Annotated in this window: 18 protein-coding genes and 1 pseudogene; 15 read left to right on the top strand and 4 right to left on the bottom strand. The window is 60.2% G+C overall.

Annotation, left to right across the window (positions count from 1 at the left end; translation table 11 throughout):
- Positions 1-42 precede the first annotated feature (42 nt).
- The 4 genes and pseudogenes from AACY36_RS25045 to AACY36_RS25030 all read left to right on the top strand — a co-directional run.
- Positions 43-1041, top strand: coding sequence for a bile acid:sodium symporter family protein (locus AACY36_RS25045; protein WP_339436940.1), 999 nt, complete (start codon positions 43-45; stop codon positions 1039-1041).
- 87 nt (positions 1042-1128) lie between these two features.
- Entirely contained in the window at positions 1129-2310 is a 1182-nt protein-coding gene (locus AACY36_RS25040; RefSeq protein ID WP_339420820.1) for a sugar transporter, read from the top strand.
- 112 nt (positions 2311-2422) lie between these two features.
- Entirely contained in the window at positions 2423-3127 is a 705-nt protein-coding gene (gene aqpZ, locus AACY36_RS25035; protein ID WP_339420818.1) for an aquaporin Z, read from the top strand.
- A 107-nt stretch (positions 3128-3234) separates the two neighbouring features.
- Positions 3235-3374 (top strand): annotated as a pseudogene (locus AACY36_RS25030) (LLM class flavin-dependent oxidoreductase); the annotation flags it as partial.
- 56 nt (positions 3375-3430) lie between these two features.
- Here the strand turns inward: AACY36_RS25030 and AACY36_RS25025 are convergent.
- A complete protein-coding gene (locus AACY36_RS25025; protein ID WP_339420816.1) occupies positions 3431-3778 on the bottom strand; it encodes a hypothetical protein in 348 nt (115 codons plus the stop codon).
- A gap of 91 nt (positions 3779-3869) precedes the next feature.
- Between AACY36_RS25025 and AACY36_RS25020 the strand changes: the two genes are divergently transcribed.
- The 3 genes from AACY36_RS25020 (at position 3870) to AACY36_RS25010 (ending at position 5581) form a co-directional block, all read left to right on the top strand.
- Positions 3870-4214 carry a hypothetical protein gene (locus tag AACY36_RS25020; RefSeq protein ID WP_339420814.1) on the top strand — a complete coding sequence of 115 codons (345 nt, stop codon included), beginning with the start codon at positions 3870-3872 and terminating at the stop codon, positions 4212-4214.
- Between the two features lie 55 nt (positions 4215-4269).
- Positions 4270-5178, top strand: coding sequence for a glutaminase B (glsB, locus tag AACY36_RS25015; RefSeq protein ID WP_339420877.1), 909 nt, complete (start codon positions 4270-4272; stop codon positions 5176-5178).
- A 202-nt stretch (positions 5179-5380) separates the two neighbouring features.
- Positions 5381-5581 carry a hypothetical protein gene (locus tag AACY36_RS25010; protein WP_339420812.1) on the top strand — a complete coding sequence of 67 codons (201 nt, stop codon included), beginning with the start codon at positions 5381-5383 and terminating at the stop codon, positions 5579-5581.
- Between the two features lie 651 nt (positions 5582-6232).
- On the opposite strand, the gene AACY36_RS25005 is transcribed toward AACY36_RS25010, so the two are convergent.
- Together AACY36_RS25005 and AACY36_RS25000 are read right to left on the bottom strand one after the other, a co-directional pair.
- Positions 6233-7477, bottom strand: coding sequence for a saccharopine dehydrogenase family protein (locus AACY36_RS25005; RefSeq protein WP_339420810.1), 1245 nt, complete (start codon positions 7475-7477; stop codon positions 6233-6235).
- Between the two features lie 28 nt (positions 7478-7505).
- Positions 7506-8603 carry a carboxynorspermidine decarboxylase gene (locus tag AACY36_RS25000; RefSeq protein ID WP_339420808.1) on the bottom strand — a complete coding sequence of 366 codons (1098 nt, stop codon included), beginning with the start codon at positions 8601-8603 and terminating at the stop codon, positions 7506-7508.
- Between the two features lie 262 nt (positions 8604-8865).
- Here AACY36_RS25000 and AACY36_RS24995 point away from each other — a divergent pair, with 262 nt between their 5' ends.
- The 7 genes from AACY36_RS24995 to AACY36_RS24965 all read left to right on the top strand — a co-directional run bounded on the left by AACY36_RS24995 (position 8866) and on the right by AACY36_RS24965 (position 15811).
- Positions 8866-9885 carry a LacI family DNA-binding transcriptional regulator gene (locus AACY36_RS24995; protein WP_339420806.1) on the top strand — a complete coding sequence of 340 codons (1020 nt, stop codon included), beginning with the start codon at positions 8866-8868 and terminating at the stop codon, positions 9883-9885.
- Complete coding sequence (locus tag AACY36_RS24990) at positions 9869-10873, top strand: ABC transporter substrate-binding protein (RefSeq protein WP_339420804.1); 1005 nt, start codon at positions 9869-9871, stop codon at positions 10871-10873. The genes AACY36_RS24995 and AACY36_RS24990 overlap by 17 nt, the downstream gene beginning before the upstream one ends.
- Positions 10874-11692 (top strand): ABC transporter permease, encoded by an 819-nt coding sequence (locus AACY36_RS24985; RefSeq protein ID WP_339420802.1) that lies wholly within the window; start codon positions 10874-10876, stop codon positions 11690-11692.
- Complete coding sequence (locus AACY36_RS24980; protein WP_339420800.1) at positions 11689-12483, top strand: ABC transporter permease; 795 nt, start codon at positions 11689-11691, stop codon at positions 12481-12483. The genes AACY36_RS24985 and AACY36_RS24980 overlap by 4 nt, the downstream gene beginning before the upstream one ends.
- Positions 12480-13511, top strand: a complete 1032-nt coding sequence (locus AACY36_RS24975) for an ABC transporter ATP-binding protein (protein WP_339420798.1) — start codon at positions 12480-12482, stop codon at positions 13509-13511. Before AACY36_RS24980 ends, AACY36_RS24975 begins: the two co-directional genes overlap by 4 nt.
- Before the next feature lie 9 nt (positions 13512-13520).
- Entirely contained in the window at positions 13521-14354 is an 834-nt protein-coding gene (locus AACY36_RS24970; RefSeq protein ID WP_339420796.1) for a phosphodiesterase, read from the top strand.
- Between the two features lie 137 nt (positions 14355-14491).
- On the top strand, positions 14492-15811 hold the full coding sequence (locus AACY36_RS24965; protein ID WP_339420794.1) for an OprD family porin: 1320 nt from the start codon (positions 14492-14494) through the stop codon (positions 15809-15811).
- Positions 15812-15950: 139 nt separating this feature from the next.
- Here the strand turns inward: AACY36_RS24965 and AACY36_RS24960 are convergent, their stop codons facing one another.
- Entirely contained in the window at positions 15951-16469 is a 519-nt protein-coding gene (locus AACY36_RS24960) for a GNAT family N-acetyltransferase (RefSeq protein WP_339428502.1), read from the bottom strand.
- A gap of 192 nt (positions 16470-16661) precedes the next feature.
- Between AACY36_RS24960 and metE the strand changes: the two genes are divergently transcribed.
- The gene (gene metE / locus AACY36_RS24955; RefSeq protein WP_339420792.1) at positions 16662-18950 is read left to right on the top strand and encodes a 5-methyltetrahydropteroyltriglutamate--homocysteine S-methyltransferase; all 2289 of its coding nucleotides are present in this window, start codon (positions 16662-16664) and stop codon (positions 18948-18950) included.
- Positions 18951-19098 lie beyond the last annotated feature (148 nt).

Genomic DNA, 19098 nt, shown 5'->3' with positions numbered 1-19098 from the left:
AGTCGCGGTGACGCTCTTGGCAACCCCTGGAAGATCCTGCTTATGACCCGCCCGCGTTTCCTGCCCGACAACTTCACCCTGACGCTGATCGCCACGGTGATCCTCGCCTCCCTGTTGCCCGCCAGCGGCCAGACCGCCGTGGCCTTCGGCTGGGTCACCAACCTGGCCATTGCGCTGCTGTTTTTCCTGCACGGCGCCAAGCTGTCGCGCCAGGCCATTGTTGCTGGCGCCGGTCACTGGCGCCTGCACCTGCTGGTGTTCAGCCTGACCTTCGTGCTGTTTCCGCTGTTGGGCCTGGCGCTCAAGCCGCTGTTGTCACCGCTGATCGGCAACGACCTGTACATGGGCATGCTCTACCTCTGCGCTTTACCGGCTACCGTGCAGTCGGCGATTGCCTTCACGTCCCTGGCACGCGGCAATATCCCGGCGGCGATTTGCAGTGCGGCGGCCTCCAGCCTGTTTGGCATCTTCCTCACGCCGCTGTTGGTGACGTTGCTGCTCGACGTGCACGGTGACGGCGGCTCGACCGTCGACGCAATCCTGAAAATCAGCGTGCAATTGCTGCTGCCGTTCATCGCCGGGCAGATCGCGCGTCGCTGGATTGGTGAGTGGGTGGGGCGCAATAAATCCTGGCTGAAATTCGTCGATCAAGGCTCGATCCTGCTGGTGGTGTACGGCGCGTTCAGCGAAGCGGTCAATGAAGGCATCTGGCACCAGATCCCTCTGTGGGAGCTGGGCGGGCTGGTGGTGGCGTGCTGCGTGTTGCTGGCCTTGGTGTTGGTGGCGTCGGCGGTGCTGGGCAAGGCCTTCGGCTTTAACCAGGAAGACCGCATCACCATTCTGTTCTGCGGCTCGAAGAAGAGCCTCGCGACCGGCGTGCCGATGGCTCAGGTGCTGTTTGCCGGCGCGACCATGGGCGTACTGATCCTGCCATTGATGCTGTTTCACCAGATCCAACTGATGGTGTGCGCGGCACTGGCCCAGCGTTACGCCAATCGGCCAGAATCGATTCAGGAGCTGACGGCGCAAGTCGATCCTTGAGGCTCGTGTTACTATTTTTCCGCGCTGCTCAAGGGCCGGCACTGGGCCGGCTTGATCAACGCGGAAACTGAGTAGACCGACCCGTCAATGAGCATTTCAGCCGCAACCCCCCAAACCAATTGGCAACCGGTCATCGCCCTCGCGTTGGCCGCCTTTGTGTTCAATACCACCGAATTCGTGCCCGTTGGGCTGCTCAGTGCCATCGGCGCCAGCTTCGACATGCCGGTGTCCAGCGTCGGCCTGATGCTCACGATCTACGCCTGGATCGTGTCCCTGACCTCCCTGCCGGTGATGCTGCTCACCCGCAACATCGAACGGCGCAAGCTGCTGATCGTGCTGTTTTGCATGTTTATCGTCAGCCACATTCTCTCCAGTGTCGCCAACAGCTTCGGCCTCCTGATGCTCAGCCGCATCGGCATTGCTTTGTCCCATGCGCTGTTCTGGTCGATCACCGCGTCGCTGGCGGTACGTCTGGCGCCGGAAGGCAAGCAGGTGCAAGCCCTCGGCCTTCTGGCCACCGGTACTTCCCTGGCGATGGTCCTGGGCATTCCGCTGGGTCGCCTGCTCGGCGAAGCCATGGGCTGGCGCACCACGTTCCTGGTGATCGGCGCCTTCGCTGCCGCGCTGGTGTTCTGGCTGGCGCGCACCTTGCCGCTATTGCCGAGCCAGAACTCCGGCTCCCTGCGCAGCCTGCCGCTGCTGTTCAAGCGCCCGGCGCTGGTAGCGCTTTATGTGCTTACCGCGATGACCGTCACCGCGCAATTCACCGCCTACAGCTACATCGAACCCTTCGTCGAAGGCGTGGCCGGTATGAGCGGCAGCGCGGTGACCCTGATCCTGCTGGTATTCGGCGGCGCGGGCATCATCGGCTCGCTGCTGTTCAGCCTGGTGCACCGCTTCAACCCGCATGTATTCGTCGTCGGCGCGGTATTTATTCTGGCCGCGTGCCTGGCGCTGCTACTGCCGTTGAGCGGTGCGCAATCCTACCTGGTGGTGCTGAGTATTTTCTGGGGCATGGCGATCATGGGCTTTGGCCTTGCCATGCAGTCCAAAGTGCTGGTACTGGCACCGGACGCCACCGACGTGGCCATGGCGATGTTCTCCGGCATTTACAACATCGGCATCGGCGGCGGCGCCCTGATGGGCAGCTGGGTCGGCAGCCAGTTCGGCTTCGCCTGGATCGGCGCGGCGGGCGGGTTGCTGGCGGCGGTGGCGTTGATTGGGTATTGCTTGGCGATCAGGCAGTTTGGGCCGGGTGTGCCCAGGTAGGAGCAAACAAGCTCGCTCCTACGACCAGACAAGTCTTACACAGTATTTTGATACCCATTGCTACCGTCGCCCAGGGCCGCCCACCGCCTGTGGTGACGGCACTTGAACAGCAATGGAGTTGATTGTGCATAAGCGTTTGACCGCAGAATTCATGGGTACTTTCTGGCTGACATTCGGCGGCTGTGGCAGCGCCATCCTGGCGGCGGCATTCCCGGATTTAGGCATTGGTTTTGTGGGCGTTTCGCTGGCGTTTGGTCTCACGGTATTGACCATGGCCTACGCGGTAGGGGGAATCTCCGGCGGGCATTTCAACCCTGCGGTGACCATTGGCCTATGGGCGGGGCGCCGCATTCCTGCGGGGGATGTGCTGCCGTACATCGCGGCGCAGGTCAGCGCAGCGATTGTCGCCGCTGCGGCGTTGTACCTGATTGCCAGCGGGCAGCCGGATTTCGCTGTGGGTGGTTTTGCCGCCAACGGTTACGGCCCATTGAGCCCAGCCCTCTTCGACATGAAGGCTGCGGTGCTGGCCGAACTGATCGCCACGTTTTTCTTCGTATTCATCATCATGCGCGTGACCGCACCGGGTGCTGTGCCTGGTTTTGCGCCGATTGCCATCGGCCTGGCGCTGACCTTGATTCACTTGGTTCTGATCCCGGTGACCAATACGTCGGTGAACCCCGCCCGTAGCACCGGGCCGGCGTTGTTTGCCGGGGGCGAGTATAGGGTGCAGTTGTGGTTGTTCTGGGTGGCGCCGGTTGTTGGCGGGGTGTTGGGCGCGTTGGCAGCTCGCACATTGGGCGAGCAAAAGCCGGCTTGAAACTTTATACATTTGAGAAAATCGGTACAGCCTTAAAGCTCGACAGTGTTGGCTCTGGCAGTTGCCGCTGCACGCTGGTGAGAAAGGGTTCCCAAGTGACCTTGGCTTCGCCGGGGTATCTGGCGGGCTCGTTCACGGAGTGTGTGGAGAGAGTGATTCCGCATTTGCAGCGCAAGGGGTTGTTCCGCACGGCGTATGAAGGGAGACGTTGCGCGAGTACATGGGCCTCGCTGATCTCACATGCTGAACGCGCTCAATGTGGGAGCAGGCAAGGCAGCCCCCACAGTTCTAGCGGGGTGACCCTTAGTCCACGCAAATCGCCCGGCCGAGCTTGCCTTTTTCCACCGTCGCCGAGCAGCCGAAGTGGCTGTTGTCCGCTTGGCAGGTGCCGCTGATCGGCGTGCTGCCAGTTTGGGTGGTGACACTGGTCTGGCACTCGCCATCACACTGACTAGAGTCGGTACACGCCTTGCCTGCATCCTTGTACGGCGTGATGCATTTCCAGCTCTGCAACTTGCCGACTTGCTTCATCGTGCCGCCGCCTGCCAGGCAAGTCGATGCGGTGGAGTCTTGCGCAGGTGGCGTGTTAGGTGCTGTTGAAGTGCAAGCCGATACCAACAGCAGGGCGGCCAGGCCGATCATCAATTTCATGCAAAAGTCCTCATTGGGTAAGCGCAGCGGTGCAGTGTACGGGCAATTGGACTACTTTGATTGACGAGCGATCCCTACCCGGTAGTTACCCATGCACGCGTTATGGAAGCGGTATTTGGCCTTGCTGGAAAACGATCTGAGCACACAGATTTTCGACAACGTGAAAAACCTGCTGGTGTGCGCGCTGTTGTTTGCGGCAGGGACCAATACGCTCGTGGGCCAGCAGGACCTGTTTATCGGGGTGTTTGCCTCCAGCGTGGCCGGCTGGGGGCTTATTGTGCTGTCGATGCTGTTGATGCTGTTGAACGTCAGCGATGGCATCCGTCGATTGGCCAAGCTGCGTTATCACCTGGCGCTACAGCTGTTGTTGATCCTGGTGTATCTGGTGGTGGCCGAGCGGGTGGTAGAGATTGTGTGGGGCTTCCGCGCGCATTGAAGTATCCTCCGCGCCCCGCTTATTACCGATTCAAAGACAGATGACAGGACAAGATATGCAGGCGCTGCTGGACTCGATCCTTGACGAAGTGCGCCCCCTGATCGGCCTCGGCAACGTCGCCGACTACATCCCCGCGCTGGCGGATGTGCCGGCCAACCAGATCGGCATCGCCGTGTACGGCAACGACGGCTCGGCCTACCGCGCCGGTGACGCCGATACGTTGTTCTCGGTGCAGAGCATCTCCAAGGTGTTCAGCCTGGTACAGGCCATCGATCACGGCGGCGAAACCATCTGGGAACGCCTGGGCCACGAACCGTCCGGGCAACCGTTCAACTCCATGGTGCAACTGGAATTCGAGTGCGGCCGCCCACGTAATCCGTTTATCAATGCGGGCGCGCTGGTGATCTGTGACATCAACCAATCGCGCTTTGCCGTGCCAATTCTTTCGATGCGCGACTTTGTACGGCGCCTGTCCGGCAACCCGCAAATCCTGGTGAACAGCGTCGTCGCCGACTCCGAAGCCCAGCACGGCGCGCGCAACGCGGCCATGGCTTACCTGATGAAGTCCTTCGGTAACTTCCACAACGATGTAGACGCGGTGCTGCACAGCTACTTCAACTACTGCGCGTTGCAGATGAGCTGTCTGGACCTGGCCAAGGCGTTCAGCTTTCTCGCCAACGAGGGCACCAGCGCCCACAGCGGCGAGCAAATCCTGACCGCGCGCCAGACCAAGCAAGTCAACTCGATCATGGCCACCAGCGGGCTGTATGACGAGGCGGGGAACTTCGCCTATCGCGTGGGATTACCCGGCAAAAGCGGTGTGGGCGGCGGGATTGTCGCGGTGGTCCCGGGGCAGTTTACGGTGTGCGTGTGGTCGCCGGAGCTGAACGCGGCGGGGAACTCGCTGGCGGGGATGAAGGCGTTGGAGTTGTTGAGTGAGCGGATCGGATGGTCGGTGTTTTGAGGTCTCGGACGGGAAGTACGCAAATGTTGGTTCGCAAGCCGGGTGTGAGGACATGGGACACACATTGAGGTAAAGTCGAGTCTGCGTTCAACGCTTGAGGTGATCTATGCTAACTGCCATTGATCTGCCCCTGCCCTGAGCCGGAGACCAACATGTCACGTAAAAAAGTTAAGCCACAAATCACTGAGGCGCAGATTCAGGCTTGAGCACCACCCCCCGCGTCCGGCTGTTCGCCGGACCGAACGGGAGTGGAAAGAGCACGTTCAGCTCGAAAGTTCCGGCTCATTTGCTGGTGAACTACATCAACCCTGATGCAATTGAGTTGAGCATCCGTGAAACGGGGGTGTTTGAATTCGCTGCGTTTGGGCTTGATCAATATGCCATTCGGGCGATTCCGTTCTAACGTGGCCATACATTACTTTTAAAATTCCCTGATTCTCTTGCCAAGCTCGAAGACCTGATCGTGGACGGCGATCAAATCGCTTTTCCCTCACGACAAGTCGACTCTTACATAGCGTCTGCGTTGTCTGACTTTATTCGAGTTTCCTTGGTTGAGGAACGGGTGAGTTTCCGTGCCTAAATCAGGACACACGGTGAAGAGTGTTTCTGGGGGATTTGGACTGTCTTTGATCATGGTGAAGTTCCTTTGTAAATGGAGCTGCCACGATTCGCGGTCAACCGAATTAGGGTGGCAGCTATACGCGGGTTGACCGACCGGCCAAAGAAGCAAAACCGGCATACCCGAAGGTATCCCGCGTACAGCTGCCGCGACACAATACATCAGGCGTAAAAAAAACGCCGAAGATCGGTGTAGTTGCAGTTGCTCTTTGAAGTCGGACGGTCAAATCCGGTCGCTGAATTGGCAGCGACGGCAGAGAGGTTAGTCAGCGCACTTCCGAGCGACAACCTGAAACAGTTGTGAGAAATATCCGAGAATCTGGGGCGCAGTGCCAGCTCCCACATTTTGACTTTCATTGCTCTTTGGGAGTTATGTGAGTCCCAACAAAAAATGCGCCCCTCGGGGCGCATTTTTTTGTGGTCAGCTATCGCCTATTCAGGCAATCGCGTTCCAAGCCCGATCACCGTTCTCGTCTTTAATACGAGTCGGCAACCCCATCACGTCCAGCGCTTTCAGGAACGGCTCAGCGGGCAGTTCCTCGACGTTGGCCATGTGCTTCACATCCCACTCACCGCGCGCTACCAGCAGCGCAGCGGCTACGGGGGGAACGCCTGCGGTGTACGAGATGCCCTGGCTGTCTGTCTCGGCAAAGGCTTCTTCATGGCACGCCACGTTGTAGATGAACATCTCACGCGGCTGGCCGTCCTTGGTGCCTTTGACCAGGTCGCCGATGCAGGTCTTGCCGGTGTAGCCCGGCGCGAGCGAAGACGGGTCGGGCAGTACGGCCTTGACCAGTTTCAGCGGCACGACTTCCAGGCCTTCGGCGGTGGTGACCGGCTTCTCGGAGAGCAGGCCGAGGTTTTTCAGTACGGTGAACACGTTGATGTAGTGTTCGCCGAAGCTCATCCAGAAGCGCACGTTGGGCACGTCGAGGTTTTTCGACAGTGAGTGCACTTCATCGTGGCCGGTGAGGTAAAGGTTCTGCGAACCGACGACCGGCAGGTCGTCGGTGCGTTTGACTTCGAACATGGTGTTGCTGGTCCACTGGCTGTTCTGCCAGCTCCATACCTGTCCGGTGAACTCGCGGAAGTTGATTTCCGGGTCGAAGTTGGTGGCGAAGTATTTGCCATGGGAGCCGGCATTGACGTCGAGGATGTCGATCGAGTCAATGCGGTCGAAATGCTGTTGCTGCGCCAGCGCGGCGTACGCGTTGACGACACCTGGGTCGAAGCCCACGCCAAGGATGGCGGTGATGTTCTTCTGTTTGCACTCTTCCAGGTGGTTCCATTCGTAGTTGCCGTACCACGGCGGGGTCTCGCAGACCTTGCCCGGCTCTTCGTGGATCGCGGTGTCGAGGTACGCAACGCCCGTGTCGATGCAGGCACGCAGTACCGACATGTTGAGGAACGCGGAACCCACGTTGATGACGATCTGCGATTCGGTCTCGCGGATCAGGGCCTTGGTCGCTTCCACGTCCAGGGCGTTCAGCGCGAAGGCCTGGATGTCGGCGGGAACCTTGAGGCTACCCTTGGCCTTGACGCTGTCGATGATGGCCTGGCATTTGGAGATGTTGCGCGACGCGATAGCAATACGACCGAGTTCGTCGTTGTGCTGCGCGCACTTGTGGGCCACCACCTTGGCGACACCTCCTGCACCAATGATAAGAACGTTCTTTTTCAATTGCTTTATCTCTCCTTTATCCGCCAGCTTACGAAAGGCTGGACAGGTAGTCGTCGTAACCAAATTCACGAACCACTTCGACTGTACCGTCGAGTTGTTTCACTACGATGGACGGCATTTTCAGGCCGTTGAACCAGTTTTTCTTGACCATGGTGTAGCCCGCGGTGTCGATGAACGACAGCCGATCGCCGATGGCCAGCGGACGATCAAATTGATACTCGCCGAAGATGTCCCCGGCCAGGCAGGATTTGCCGCACACCATGACGGTGTGTTCACCCTCGCTCGGTGCCAGCTTGGCGTTGAGGCGATAGATCAGCAGGTCCAGCAGGTGGGCTTCGATGGAGCTGTCTACCACGGCGAGGTTTTTGCCGTTGTAGAGAGTGTCGAGCACGGTGACTTCGAGGGAGGCGCTGTTGGTGATTGCCGCTTCGCCCGGTTCCAGGTAGACCTGCACGCCGTACTTCTCGGAGAACGCCTTCAAGCGCGCGCAGAACGCGTCCACGGCATAGTCTTCGCCGGTGAAATGGATGCCGCCGCCAAGGCTGACCCACTCGACCTTGTGCAGCAGCGCGCCGAAGCGTTCTTCGATGGTGCCGAGCATTTTGTCGAACAGGCTGAAATCGCCGTTCTCGCAGTTGTTGTGGAACATGAAGCCGGAGATCTGATCAATGACGCCGTCGATCTTCACCGGGTCCCATTCGCCGAGGCGGCTAAACGGGCGCGCCGGGTCGGCCAGGAGGTAGTCGGAGCTGCTCACCTGCGGGTTCACGCGCAGGCCACAGGTCTTGCCTTCGGAACGTTCGGCAAAGCGCTGCAGCTGGCTGATCGAGTTGAAGATGATCTTGTCGCAGTTGTCCAGCATCTCTTCGATTTCATCGTCGGCCCAGGCCACACTGTAGGCGTGCGCTTCACCTTCGAATTTCTGGCGGCCGAGCTTCAATTCATACAGCGACGACGAGGTGGTGCCGTCCATGTACTGCTGCATCAGGTCGAACACCGACCAGGTGGCAAAGCACTTGAGCGCCAGCAACGCCTTGGCGCCGGACTGCTCGCGCACATAAGCAATCTTCTGCATGTTGACCAGAAGTTTCTGTTTATCGATGAGGTAGTACGGCGTTTTGATCATTTTTGAGAGCCTGCGGCGGTGCCTGCCAAAAAAGGACACGCATTGTGCCCGCACTTGGATCAGATCGAAAGGTTAGTGGGCGGAATTTGCTGCCCTTGGTTTTCAATAATACCTGGGGAGTATGACCATCTATGGGCATACCCCACATTTTGATCTGTGTATAGCAAGTCAGGTGCCATCAAACTGTCATCTCCTTACCGCCGGAATGCCACATTCTCCCGGTACTGTCCTCGCCAATGAGATCGATCTCAAGCGAGTAACCATGACTGACCTGAAAGACGTCGCACGGCTGGCTGGCGTATCCCGCGCCACCGCCGCCCGCACTTTTGCTTCCCCCGACCAGGTGCGCCCGGCGACGCGTGAGCAGGTGTTTGCCGCCGCCCGCGAGCTGGGCTTTCGTCCTAATCTGCTGGGTCGCCAATTGCGCCTGCAAACCACCCAGTTGATCGGTGTGGTGGTGCCCAACCTGCTCAACCCGGTGTTCGCTGAACAGTTCCAGGCCATGGAGCGCGCGGCACGTTCGCGCGGCTACAGCCTGTTGCTGGCGACCACCGACTACAGCAGCGAACGCGAAAGCATTGTGGTGGAAGAGTTGCTCCGCCAGCGCGTCGACGGCCTGGTGCTGACGGTCACAGATGCCGAAAGCAACGTCGTGCTCAGCAGCCTGAACACCGAGAAAACCCCGTTCGTATTGGCCTATCACCAACCGAGCAACCCCAATTACAGCGCGGTGTCGGTCGACAACCGGGCCGGCATGGCCATGGCCACGCGGTATTTACTCGAAGCCGGGCACCGGCGCATCAGCATGGTCGCCGGCCCCGCGTTGCAATCGGACCGCGCTCGCCTGCGCTATGCCGGCTACTGCGATGCCATGCAGGAATACGGCCTCAAGAGCCGTCCGGTGATCGAAATGCCGGCCCACACCCAGGCTGAATTCGCCGCCATCGAACCTTTCCTCCACGGCGACGATGCACCCACCGCCTTGGTGTGCTCCAACGATTTCCTGGCGATCAGCCTGATCGCCGAACTGCGTCGCAACGCCTGGAACGTGCCCCAACAGCTTTCGGTGATGGGCTTCGACGGCATCAGCCTCGGCACCCAGATGCACCCGACCCTGTGCAGCGTGGTGCAGCCCATTGCGCTGTTGGCCAGCACCGTGATTGACCAACTGCTGGCGCAAATCGTCGGCAATGCTCCGACGTCCCATTGCCTGCCTTGCCATATCCGGCCTGGCGAAAGTACTCAACCCTACGAGGAGACCCTTGATGCGCGCACTCAGTAAAACCCTGGCAGCCCTGTTGCTGTGCGGTGCGGCCAGCGTGGCCCAGTCCGCCGAAACCGCGATCTGCTACAACTGCCCGCCGGACTGGGCCGATTGGGGCACCCAGCTCAAGGCCATCGCCGGCAGCACCGGCGTGCAGGTGCCGCTGGACAACAAGAACTCCGGCCAGTCCTTGGCGCAGTTGGTAGCCGAAAAAGCCGCACCGGTCGCCGATGTCGTCTACTACGGCGTGACCTTCGGCCTGCAGGCGCAAAAAGCCGGCGTGGTCGACACCTACAAACCCAAGGCCTGGGAGCAGATCCCCGCTGGCCTGAAAGACCCGGCCGGGCATTGGTTCGCGATCCACTCCGGCACCTTGGGCATCATGGTCAATGTCGACGCGCTCGGTGGTTTGCCGGTGCCGCAAAGCTGGGCTGACCTGCTCAAACCGGAATACAAAGGCATGGTCGGTTACCTTGACCCGTCCAGTGCTTTCGTCGGCTACGTGTCGGCAGTGGCGATCAACCGCGCCATGGGCGGCGACCTGGACAACTTTGCCCCGGCCATCGATTACTTCCAGAAACTCGCGAAAAACGCCCCCATCGTGCCCAAGCAAACCGCCTATGCGCGGGTGCTGTCCGGCGAATTGCCGATCCTGGTGGACTACGACTTCAACGCCTACCGCGCGCGCTACAAAGACAACGCCAACGTCGCCTTCGTGATTCCGAAAGAAGGCAGCATCAGCGTGCCCTACGTGATGAGCCTGGTCGCCAATGCACCACACCGCGCCAATGCCGAAAAAGTCCTCGACTTCGTGCTGTCGGACGAAGGCCAGGCGCTTTGGGCCAAGGCTTACTTGCGCCCGGTGCGGCCAATGAAAATGCCGGCTGACGTGGCCGCGCAGTTCCTCCCGGACAGCGACTACGCCCGTGCCGGTGTGGTGGACTACGAAAAAATGGCCGCTGTGCAGGAAGCCTTCGCTGCCCGATACCTTAACGAGGTCAAGTAAGTGGCCGCATCGGCAAGACATGCAGCCTGGGCGCTGGCCCCGGCTTTTGCAGTACTGCTCGCGTTCTGGTTGTTGCCGCTGGCACACCTGATGATGCTTGGCGCCGAGAGCCGCGACAGCAGTGGCAGCGGCTATTGGCAGGTGCTCAGCAGCGCGCAGTACCTGGGCAGCCTTGGGCAAACCCTGATCCTGGCGGTGCTGGTGACGTTGGTCGCGTTAGTGATCGGCGGCATCAGCGGCGTATTCCTCGCCCGACAGCAGTTCTTCGGGCGCTCGGCGCTGGTGGCGTTGCTCACTTTTCCTTTGGCCTTTCCCGGCGTGGTGGTGGGCTTTCTGGTGATTCTGTTAGCAGGGCGCCAAGGTCTGTTTGCCGCCCTGGGCCTGCAACTGGCCGGTGAACGTTGGATCTTCGCCTACTCGTTGGCGGGGCTGTTTGTGGGCTACCTGTACTTCTCGATTCCGCGAGTAATTCTCACGGTAATGGCCGCCTGCGAAAGCCTCGACCGCAGCCTGGAGGAGGCCGCGCATTCACTGGGCGCAGGGCACTGGCGCGTGGTCTGCGACGTGATCGTGCCCGGTTTGGCACCCGCGTTGGCGTCCTGTGGGGCGATCTGCTTTGCCACGTCCATGGGCGCTTTCGGCACCGCCTTTACCTTAGGCACGCGGCTCAATGTCACCCCGGTGGCGATCTACAATGTATTCACCAACTACGCCAATTTTGCCGTCGCCGCTGCGCTGTCGGTGGTACTCGGTGCGGTGACCTGGGCGGTGTTGCTGCTCACGCGACGCCTGGTGAAAAACGCGGGGACTGTGCTGTGAAACGCTCATCGCTGTTTGTGATTCAACTGCTGTTCACCCTGCTGGTGTGCGCCTTCATGCTGGTGCCGGTGCTGATGTCGTTGCTGGCCGGGCTGACCCGCAACTTTTTCGTGGGTGTGTCCAGTGGCTTGACCTTCGATTGGGTTATTCAGGTGTGGCAGGCCTATTCGCCGACTGTGTGGCTGTCGCTGCAGTTGGCCTTGGCCTGCGCGGTGTGCGTCTGTGTCATCGGTGTGCCGGCAGCCTACGCCTTGGTGCGCATGAACAACCGCTTCAGCCGCGCCTTCGAAGAGTTGATGGTGCTGCCGGTGGCCATGCCCGGCCTGGCGAGTGCGCTGGCCTTGCTGCTGACCTACGGCCAGTTCGGCAGCTTTCGCAGCAGTTGGCTGTTCATCCTCGTCGGCCATGTGCTGTTCACTTTGCCGTTCCTGGTACGCCCGGTGATGGCGGTGATGCAGCGTCAGCAATTGCCGGTGCTGGAGGAGGCGGCGGCCAGCCTAGGTGCGGGGCCGATCAAGCGCTTTTTCAGCGTGGTGGTGCCCAACTGCCGGACGGGGATTCTGGCGGGTGTGCTGATGGTGGTCACCTTGTCCCTGGGTGAATTCAACCTGACCTGGATGCTGCACACGCCGATGACCAAAACCTTGCCCGTCGGCCTGGCCGACAGCTACGCCTCGGCGCGTCTGGAAATCGCCAGCGCCTACACCCTTATCTTTTTGCTGATGATCGTGCCGCTGCTGATTGCACTGCAGGCCATCAGTGCCCGTTTGTCCCGTGGAGAGCGTCGATGACCGCTATCACTATCTGCCTGCAAGGTTGTCGCAAGGCGTTCGCCGATGGCACCGTGGCCGTGCATGACTTGAACCTGACCGTCGAAGGCGGCGAAACCCTGGCGATCCTTGGCCCGTCCGGCTGTGGCAAAACCACCACGCTGCGCCTGATTGCCGGCTTGGAGCGCCCGGATGTGGGCCAGGTGTTTTTCGGTGACCAGAACGTGACCCGCCTGCCCATCGAGCGGCGCGATGTGGGTATGGTGTTTCAGAACTATGCGCTGTTTCCCAACTTGGATGTGGCGGGCAATATCGTCTACGGCCTGAAAATTCGCGGCATGTCGGCACCGGAGCGCAACAAGCGTTGTGACGAACTGCTGGAACTGGTGGGTTTGCAGAACCACGGCAAGCGTAGCATCCATGAACTCTCCGGCGGTCAGCGTCAGCGCGTGGCCTTGGCCCGTGCGTTGGCGCCGCGCCCCAAGGTTTTATTGCTGGATGAACCTCTGGCGGCGCTGGACGCGCAACTGCGCGAACGCCTGCGCAGCGAGTTGAATGAACTGCTGCGCGGGCTCGGCATTACGTCGGTGTTCGTCACCCACGACCAGGGTGAAGCCATGGCGCTGGGCGATCGCATCCTGGTGATGGAACACGGTCGCGTCGCCCAGTTGGCCAGCCCACGGGACATCTACCAGAAACCGGCCAACGCCTTCGTCGCGGGTTTTGTCGGCAACCTCAATGCGTTCGCGGTGATTGAACCGTCGGCCCATGGCTTGAAAGTCTGCGGCGGCGAGTTGCCGTGGCACGAAGCCAACCTGCCGGGCACGGTCTACTGCCGCCCCGAACACCTGCGGGTGATGGAGGGCGAGGGGCACCTGCACGGCCATCTGCTGGCGCAGTTTTTCCAGGGCGCGCAAAGCCGCCTGTTGGTGGATGTCGGCGGCCCGCAACCGCTGTTGGTCGACAGCAGCGACAACCAGCTGTACGCCGTCGGCGCGCCGATTTCCCTGGCGGTTGCGCCGCACATGTTGTTCACCCTGAATGCTTGAGAATCTATTGTGAATCGTCCGTTTCTCGTCGCGCAGATCAGCGACCTGCACCTCAAAGCCGGCCAGCGCCTGACTTACGGCGTCGTGGATACCCTGGGTGCGTTGCGCCGCGCCGTCGACCACTTGAACGCCAGCCACCCACGGCCCGATATCGTGGTGATCAGCGGTGACTTGGTGGACTTCGGTCGCGCCGATGAATACGCCGTGCTGCACCCCGAACTGGCACGCCTGCACATGCCCTGCTACCTGGTGCCTGGCAACCATGACACACGCGGGCCGTTGCTGGAGGCGTTCCGTGACCATCCTTATTTGCCAATGTCGGCAGATGGCCCGTTGGACTGGGTGGTGGACGAGTATCCGCTGCGCCTGATCGGCCTCGACTCCACCATTCCCGGCGGCCATGGCGGGCAGTTGCTGGACAGCCAATTGCAGTGGCTCGATGAGCAACTGGCGCGGCGTCCTGATGCCCCCACCTTGCTGATCCTGCACCACCCGCCGTTCATCAGCGGCATCGGCCATATGGACCGCGAACCCTTCATCAACGCCGCCGGCCTGGAGCAGGTCGTCGCACGCCATCCGCAAGTGGAGCGGCTGTTGTGCGGGCATCTGCATCGGCCGATGCAGCGACGTTTCGGCGGTAGCTTGAGTTGTGTGTGTCCCGGCACGTCTCACCAGATCGTGCTGGATTTGCAAGAAGCGGCGCCCGCGCATTTCAACCTGGAACCGGCGGGCTATTTGTTGCATCACTGGGAGGCGCAACAAGGTTTGATCAGCCATAACGGCGTGTTCGGGGACTACCCGGGGCCGTACCCGTTTTATGACGCTCATGGCTTGATTGACTGAGGTTTTACGGAGGTTCACTTCGCGCAACGAAGTCGTAAATGTTAGTTAACGCACCGGCCAACCCGAGTTTGGCCGCGTGCTTCCTGCTGCCCATTTTTTGCGCCCGGAACTTGGATTCCGCGCCGGAGTTCGTCCTGATGAAAGCCACTTTGAATATATTAAGCGTATTGACCGGCGGCCTGGGCATTGCCCTGAGCCCCTTGGCTTCGGCTGATTTCTTGAGTGACAGTAAAGCCAACGTGAGCATGCGCAACTTCTACTTCAACAACGACAACCGTGACGGCGCCGCCGCACCGTCGAAGACTGAAGAGTGGGGCCAGGCGTTTATCCTCAACTATCAGTCAGGCTTTACCGATGGCACTGTGGGGTTTGGCCTGGATGCGGTCGGCATGCTCGGCCTGACCCTCGACAGCGGCGCCGGGCGCCATGTGGGCAGCTCGATGATCCCCAACGACGACGGTAAGGCCGCCGATAGCTGGAGCCGTGGCGGTGCCACCGCTAAGGCGCGTTTTGCCAAGACCGAGGCGCGCTACGGTTACCTGCGGCCGAACCTGCCGATCCTGGTGAGCAACGACGGCCGCCTGTTACCGCAGTCGTTCGAAGGCGGGCAAATCACCAGCAAGGACATCGACAACCTGACCCTGGTCGGCGGCCAACTGCAACACACCACCGGTCGAGGCTCCAGTGATCGCAGCGGCCTGGCCGCGGCCGGTGGCACTCAGGAAAGCAATAAATTCAACTATGCCGGTGCCGACTACCAGCTAACCAAGGACCTGATGGTCCAGTACTACTACGCCAACCTTGAGGATTATTACCAGCAGCACTTTGCCGGGCTGATCCACGTGTTGCCGCTCGGCGAATACGGTTCGCTGAAGACTGACCTGCGTTACTTCAAGACCACGTCCGACGGCAAAAACAGCACCGTCGCCGGTCGTGCCGAAGGCTACAAACTTGGCGGTTATACCAAGAGCGGCACCGGTGAAATCGACAACAACACCTGGAGCGCGGCGTTCATCTATTCCCTGGGCCCACACGCGATTACTGCCGGTTACCAGCAAGTCTCGGACGACAGCAACTTCGCCCAACTCAACCAGGGCGGTTTGGTGAATAAAGGGGAGGGTGGTTCCAGCCTGTACCTCTACACCGACCGCACCGTGCAGACCTTCATCCAGGCCGGTGAGCGCACGGCGTTTGCGCAATATGCCTATGACTTCGCTTCGCTCGGGGTGCCTGGCTTGAAGGCGTCGCTCATGTACTTGAAGGGCGAGCATATCCTCACCACCAGCGGTAATGACGCGAGCGAGTGGGAGCGGGATATTTCCCTGGATTACGTGGTGCAGAGCGGTACGTTCAAGAACGTTGGGTTTGGCTGGCGTAATGGGGTTTCGCGCAGCGAGGTCGCACGGGATCAGGACCAGAATCGGCTGTTCGTGAGTTATTCGATTCCATTGATGTAAACACCTTCCAAACACCGCGAAACCCAATGTGGGAGCCGTCGAGCCCCAGCGAGGCCGCGATGACGGTGGCACTGCCGATAGAGATGCCGCCTGACACACCGCCATCGCAGCCTCGCTGAAGCTCGACAACTCCCGCAGTTTAATCTGAGTAACCGTGCAGACTGTGCCCGTCCCAGTCGCCCTTCAGTGCCTTTGCATGCGTTGCCGTGTCATCCGCCACTTGGTGAAAGCCACAGCGAAGATAAAACGCTGCGGCTTCGGGTGTATCAGTCGACAGGCGAACCGATTGGAACTGCGCGCGGGCATGTTCCAGCAGCTGTTGCACCAGTGCTTTTCCGACATTGCGACCGCGTACGGCAGGCGCAACGTAGACGCGACGTAGTCGTCCCGTGCCTGGAGGTGCATAGGGGTCACAGTTAAGACCGCCGATTGCAACCAGTGTCCCTTCACAAAATACGCCCAACAGGCACTCGCCCGGTTGTTCGAATCGGTTGGCGTGGTCATCCCACTCGGTCACCAGGCGCGTCAGGAATCTGAATCCTTCAGCGACGGCCTGCGCTTCCAGCACGCGGATCTGTTCTGGAAGTCGTTCGAGTTTACGTATGGAAGGAAGGGTGTCCTGGCATTTTCTGGAGTGGCTGTGGTTGGCGGCATCCATGCAAATTCTACTCTTGATAAATACCCACGCGATTACAACCCTGAAAACCCAGAAGATCAAATGCGGGAGTCGCCCGCTCACTACCTATCAACATGAGCGGATCTTGTGATCATCTCGAATAAAATGAGTTTGTCTCACTGTCTGCATCTGCCGACAATGGCTCCATAAATATTGACATTGGAGTTGTAAGTCATGGCAGTCGCTCATTCCCTTGGTTTTCCGCGCATTGGACGCGATCGTGAATTGAAAAAAGCGCAGGAAGCGTTCTGGAAGGGCGAACTTGACGAAGCCGGCCTGCGCGCCGTTGGCCGTGACCTGCGCAAGACCCACTGGGACTTGCAAAAACAGGCCGGCATTGAACTGCTGCCAGCCGGTGACTTCGCCTGGTACGACCAGGTACTGACCCACTCACTGATGTTCGGTGTGATCCCGGAGCGGTTCCGCCCGGTGGATGGCAACGCCACGTTGCAGACCCTGTTCGGCATGGCCCGTGGTGTCAGCGACAGCTGCTGCGGCGGTGCCCACGCCCAGGAAATGACCAAGTGGTTCGATACCAATTACCACTATCTGGTGCCTGAATTCAGTGCGGATCAGCAGTTTCACTTGGGCTGGGAGCAACTGTTCGAAGAAGTCCAGGAAGCCCGCGAACTGGGCCACAACGTCAAGCCGGTGGTGATCGGCCCGCTGACTTACCTGTGGCTAGGCAAGGCCAAGGGCGGCGACTTCGACAAGCTCGATTTGCTTGACCGTTTGCTGCCGCTGTACGGCCAGATCTTCCAGCGCCTGGCAGAACTGGGCGTGGAATGGGTACAGATCGACGAGCCGATCCTGGTGCTGGACCTGCCGCAGGATTGGAAAAACGCCTTTGAACGTGCCTACAACCAGATCCAGCGCGACCCGTTGAAAAAGCTGGTGGCGACTTACTTCGGTGGCCTGGAAGAGAACCTCGGTTTGGCCGCCAACTTGCCGGTGGATGGCCTGCACATCGACCTGGTGCGTGCGCCGGACCAGTACCCGACCATCCTCGACCGCCTGCCGGCGTATAAGGTGCTGTCCCTGGGCGTGGTCAACGGCCGTAACGTCTGGCGTTGCGACCTGGAAAAGGCCTTGGCTACCTTGCAGCACGCCCATGAGAAACTGGGTGATCGTTTGTGGGTTGCGCCGTCCTGTTCCCTGTTGCACAGCCCGGTGGATGTGGGCCGTGAAGACAAATTAGATACTGAGCTGAAAAGCTGGCTGGCGTTTGCCGTGCAGAAGTGCGCTGAAGTTGCCGTGTTGGCACGTGCGGTCGACGCGCCAGAAGCGCCAAGCGTACTGGCGGCCCTGGCTGAGAGCCGCGCCGTACAAGCGGCCCGCGCCGCGTCGCCGCGTATCCACAAACCTGCGGTGCAAGCCCGTGTGGCTGCGATCACCGCCAAGGACAGCCGGCGCCAGTCACTGTTTGCCCAGCGCATCGAGAAGCAACGTGCTGGCCTCAAACTGCCGCTGTTCCCGACCACCACCATCGGTTCGTTCCCGCAGACCGCGTCGATTCGCCTGGCGCGTCAGTCGTACAAGGCTGGAAAACTGAGCGAAGCCGAATACGTCGAAGCCATGCACAGCGAGATCAAGCACGCCGTGGAGGTGCAGGAAAACCTCGGCCTGGACGTGCTGGTGCACGGTGAAGCCGAGCGTAACGACATGGTCGAGTACTTCGCCGAACAACTGGACGGCTATGCATTCACCCGCTTCGGCTGGGTGCAGAGCTATGGTTCGCGCTGCGTGAAACCGGCGGTGATTGTGGGCGACTTGAGCCGCCCGAAAGCCATGACCGTCGAATGGATACGCTACGCCCAAGGCCTGACAGGCAAGGTGATGAAGGGCATGCTGACCGGCCCGGTGACGATGCTGATGTGGTCGTTCCCCCGCGAAGACGTGAGCCGTGAAGCGCAGGCCCGTCAATTGGCCCTCGCCATTCGTGATGAAGTGGTGGACCTGGAAGCCGCCGGTATCAAGATCGTGCAGATCGACGAAGCCGCATTCCGCGAAGGCCTGCCGCTACGCCAGGCGCAGTGGCAGTTTTATCTGAATTGGGCCACCGAAGTATTCCGCCTGTGCGCCTCAGGTGTGCGTGACGAAACCCAGATCCACACCCACATGTGCTACAGCGAATTCAACGATGTGATCGAAAGCATCGCGGCGATGGATGCTGACGTGATCACCATCGAGACTTCACGTTCGGATATGGCGTTGCTGGATGCGTTTGAAGCCTTCGCTTACCCGAATGACATTGGGCCGGGCGTGTATGACATCCACTCGCCGCGCGTGCCGGATGCTTCGGAGATGGCCAATCTGTTGCGCAAGGCGGCGAAGCGGATTCCGGCGGAGCGGTTGTGGGTGAACCCGGATTGTGGGTTGAAGACGCGAGGTTGGCCGGAGACGGAAGCGGCATTGATCCACCTGGTGACGGCAGCCCGTCAACTGCGCGCCGAACTGGCCTGATTCCTGAGTCAAACACAGTCAAAAATGTGGGAGGCCCCACTACATCTTCGACGTAGCGCTGTCGCGCATCAAACTGGTTCATCGTAAGGTTATAGAACGCGTGCGGGGCAAAGGCCGTAGCCAGCACTGGTGTGTCAGCACCCGAGTG

Origin of the sequence: Pseudomonas sp. EA_15y_Pfl1_P101 (assembly GCF_963970835.1) — a bacterium.
In the GTDB taxonomy this organism is placed as follows: Bacteria; Pseudomonadota; Gammaproteobacteria; order Pseudomonadales; family Pseudomonadaceae; genus Aquipseudomonas; species Aquipseudomonas tritici.
Note: the sequence above shows the minus strand (reverse complement) of the source record. Positions and strands in the feature narration are given on the sequence as shown.

Bases quoted from the DNA above. Each gene is read 5' to 3' on its own strand.
- AACY36_RS25000 (WP_339420808.1), bottom strand. From the start codon at position 8,603: ATGATCAAAACGCCGTACTACCTCATCGATAAACAGAAACTTCTGGTC.
- AACY36_RS25020 (WP_339420814.1), top strand. From the start codon at position 3,870: ATGCACGCGTTATGGAAGCGGTATTTGGCCTTGCTGGAAAACGATCTG.
- AACY36_RS25040 (WP_339420820.1), top strand. From the start codon at position 1,129: ATGAGCATTTCAGCCGCAACCCCCCAAACCAATTGGCAACCGGTCATC.
- AACY36_RS25045 (WP_339436940.1), top strand. From the start codon at position 43: ATGACCCGCCCGCGTTTCCTGCCCGACAACTTCACCCTGACGCTGATC.
- AACY36_RS24965 (WP_339420794.1), top strand. From the start codon at position 14,492: ATGAAAGCCACTTTGAATATATTAAGCGTATTGACCGGCGGCCTGGGC.
- metE (WP_339420792.1), top strand. From the start codon at position 16,662: ATGGCAGTCGCTCATTCCCTTGGTTTTCCGCGCATTGGACGCGATCGT.
- aqpZ (WP_339420818.1), top strand. From the start codon at position 2,423: ATGGAGTTGATTGTGCATAAGCGTTTGACCGCAGAATTCATGGGTACT.
- AACY36_RS24960 (WP_339428502.1), bottom strand. From the start codon at position 16,469: ATGGATGCCGCCAACCACAGCCACTCCAGAAAATGCCAGGACACCCTT.
- AACY36_RS25025 (WP_339420816.1), bottom strand. From the start codon at position 3,778: ATGAAATTGATGATCGGCCTGGCCGCCCTGCTGTTGGTATCGGCTTGC.
- glsB (WP_339420877.1), top strand. From the start codon at position 4,270: ATGCAGGCGCTGCTGGACTCGATCCTTGACGAAGTGCGCCCCCTGATC.
- AACY36_RS24975 (WP_339420798.1), top strand. From the start codon at position 12,480: ATGACCGCTATCACTATCTGCCTGCAAGGTTGTCGCAAGGCGTTCGCC.
- AACY36_RS24990 (WP_339420804.1), top strand. From the start codon at position 9,869: ATGCGCGCACTCAGTAAAACCCTGGCAGCCCTGTTGCTGTGCGGTGCG.
- AACY36_RS24995 (WP_339420806.1), top strand. From the start codon at position 8,866: ATGACTGACCTGAAAGACGTCGCACGGCTGGCTGGCGTATCCCGCGCC.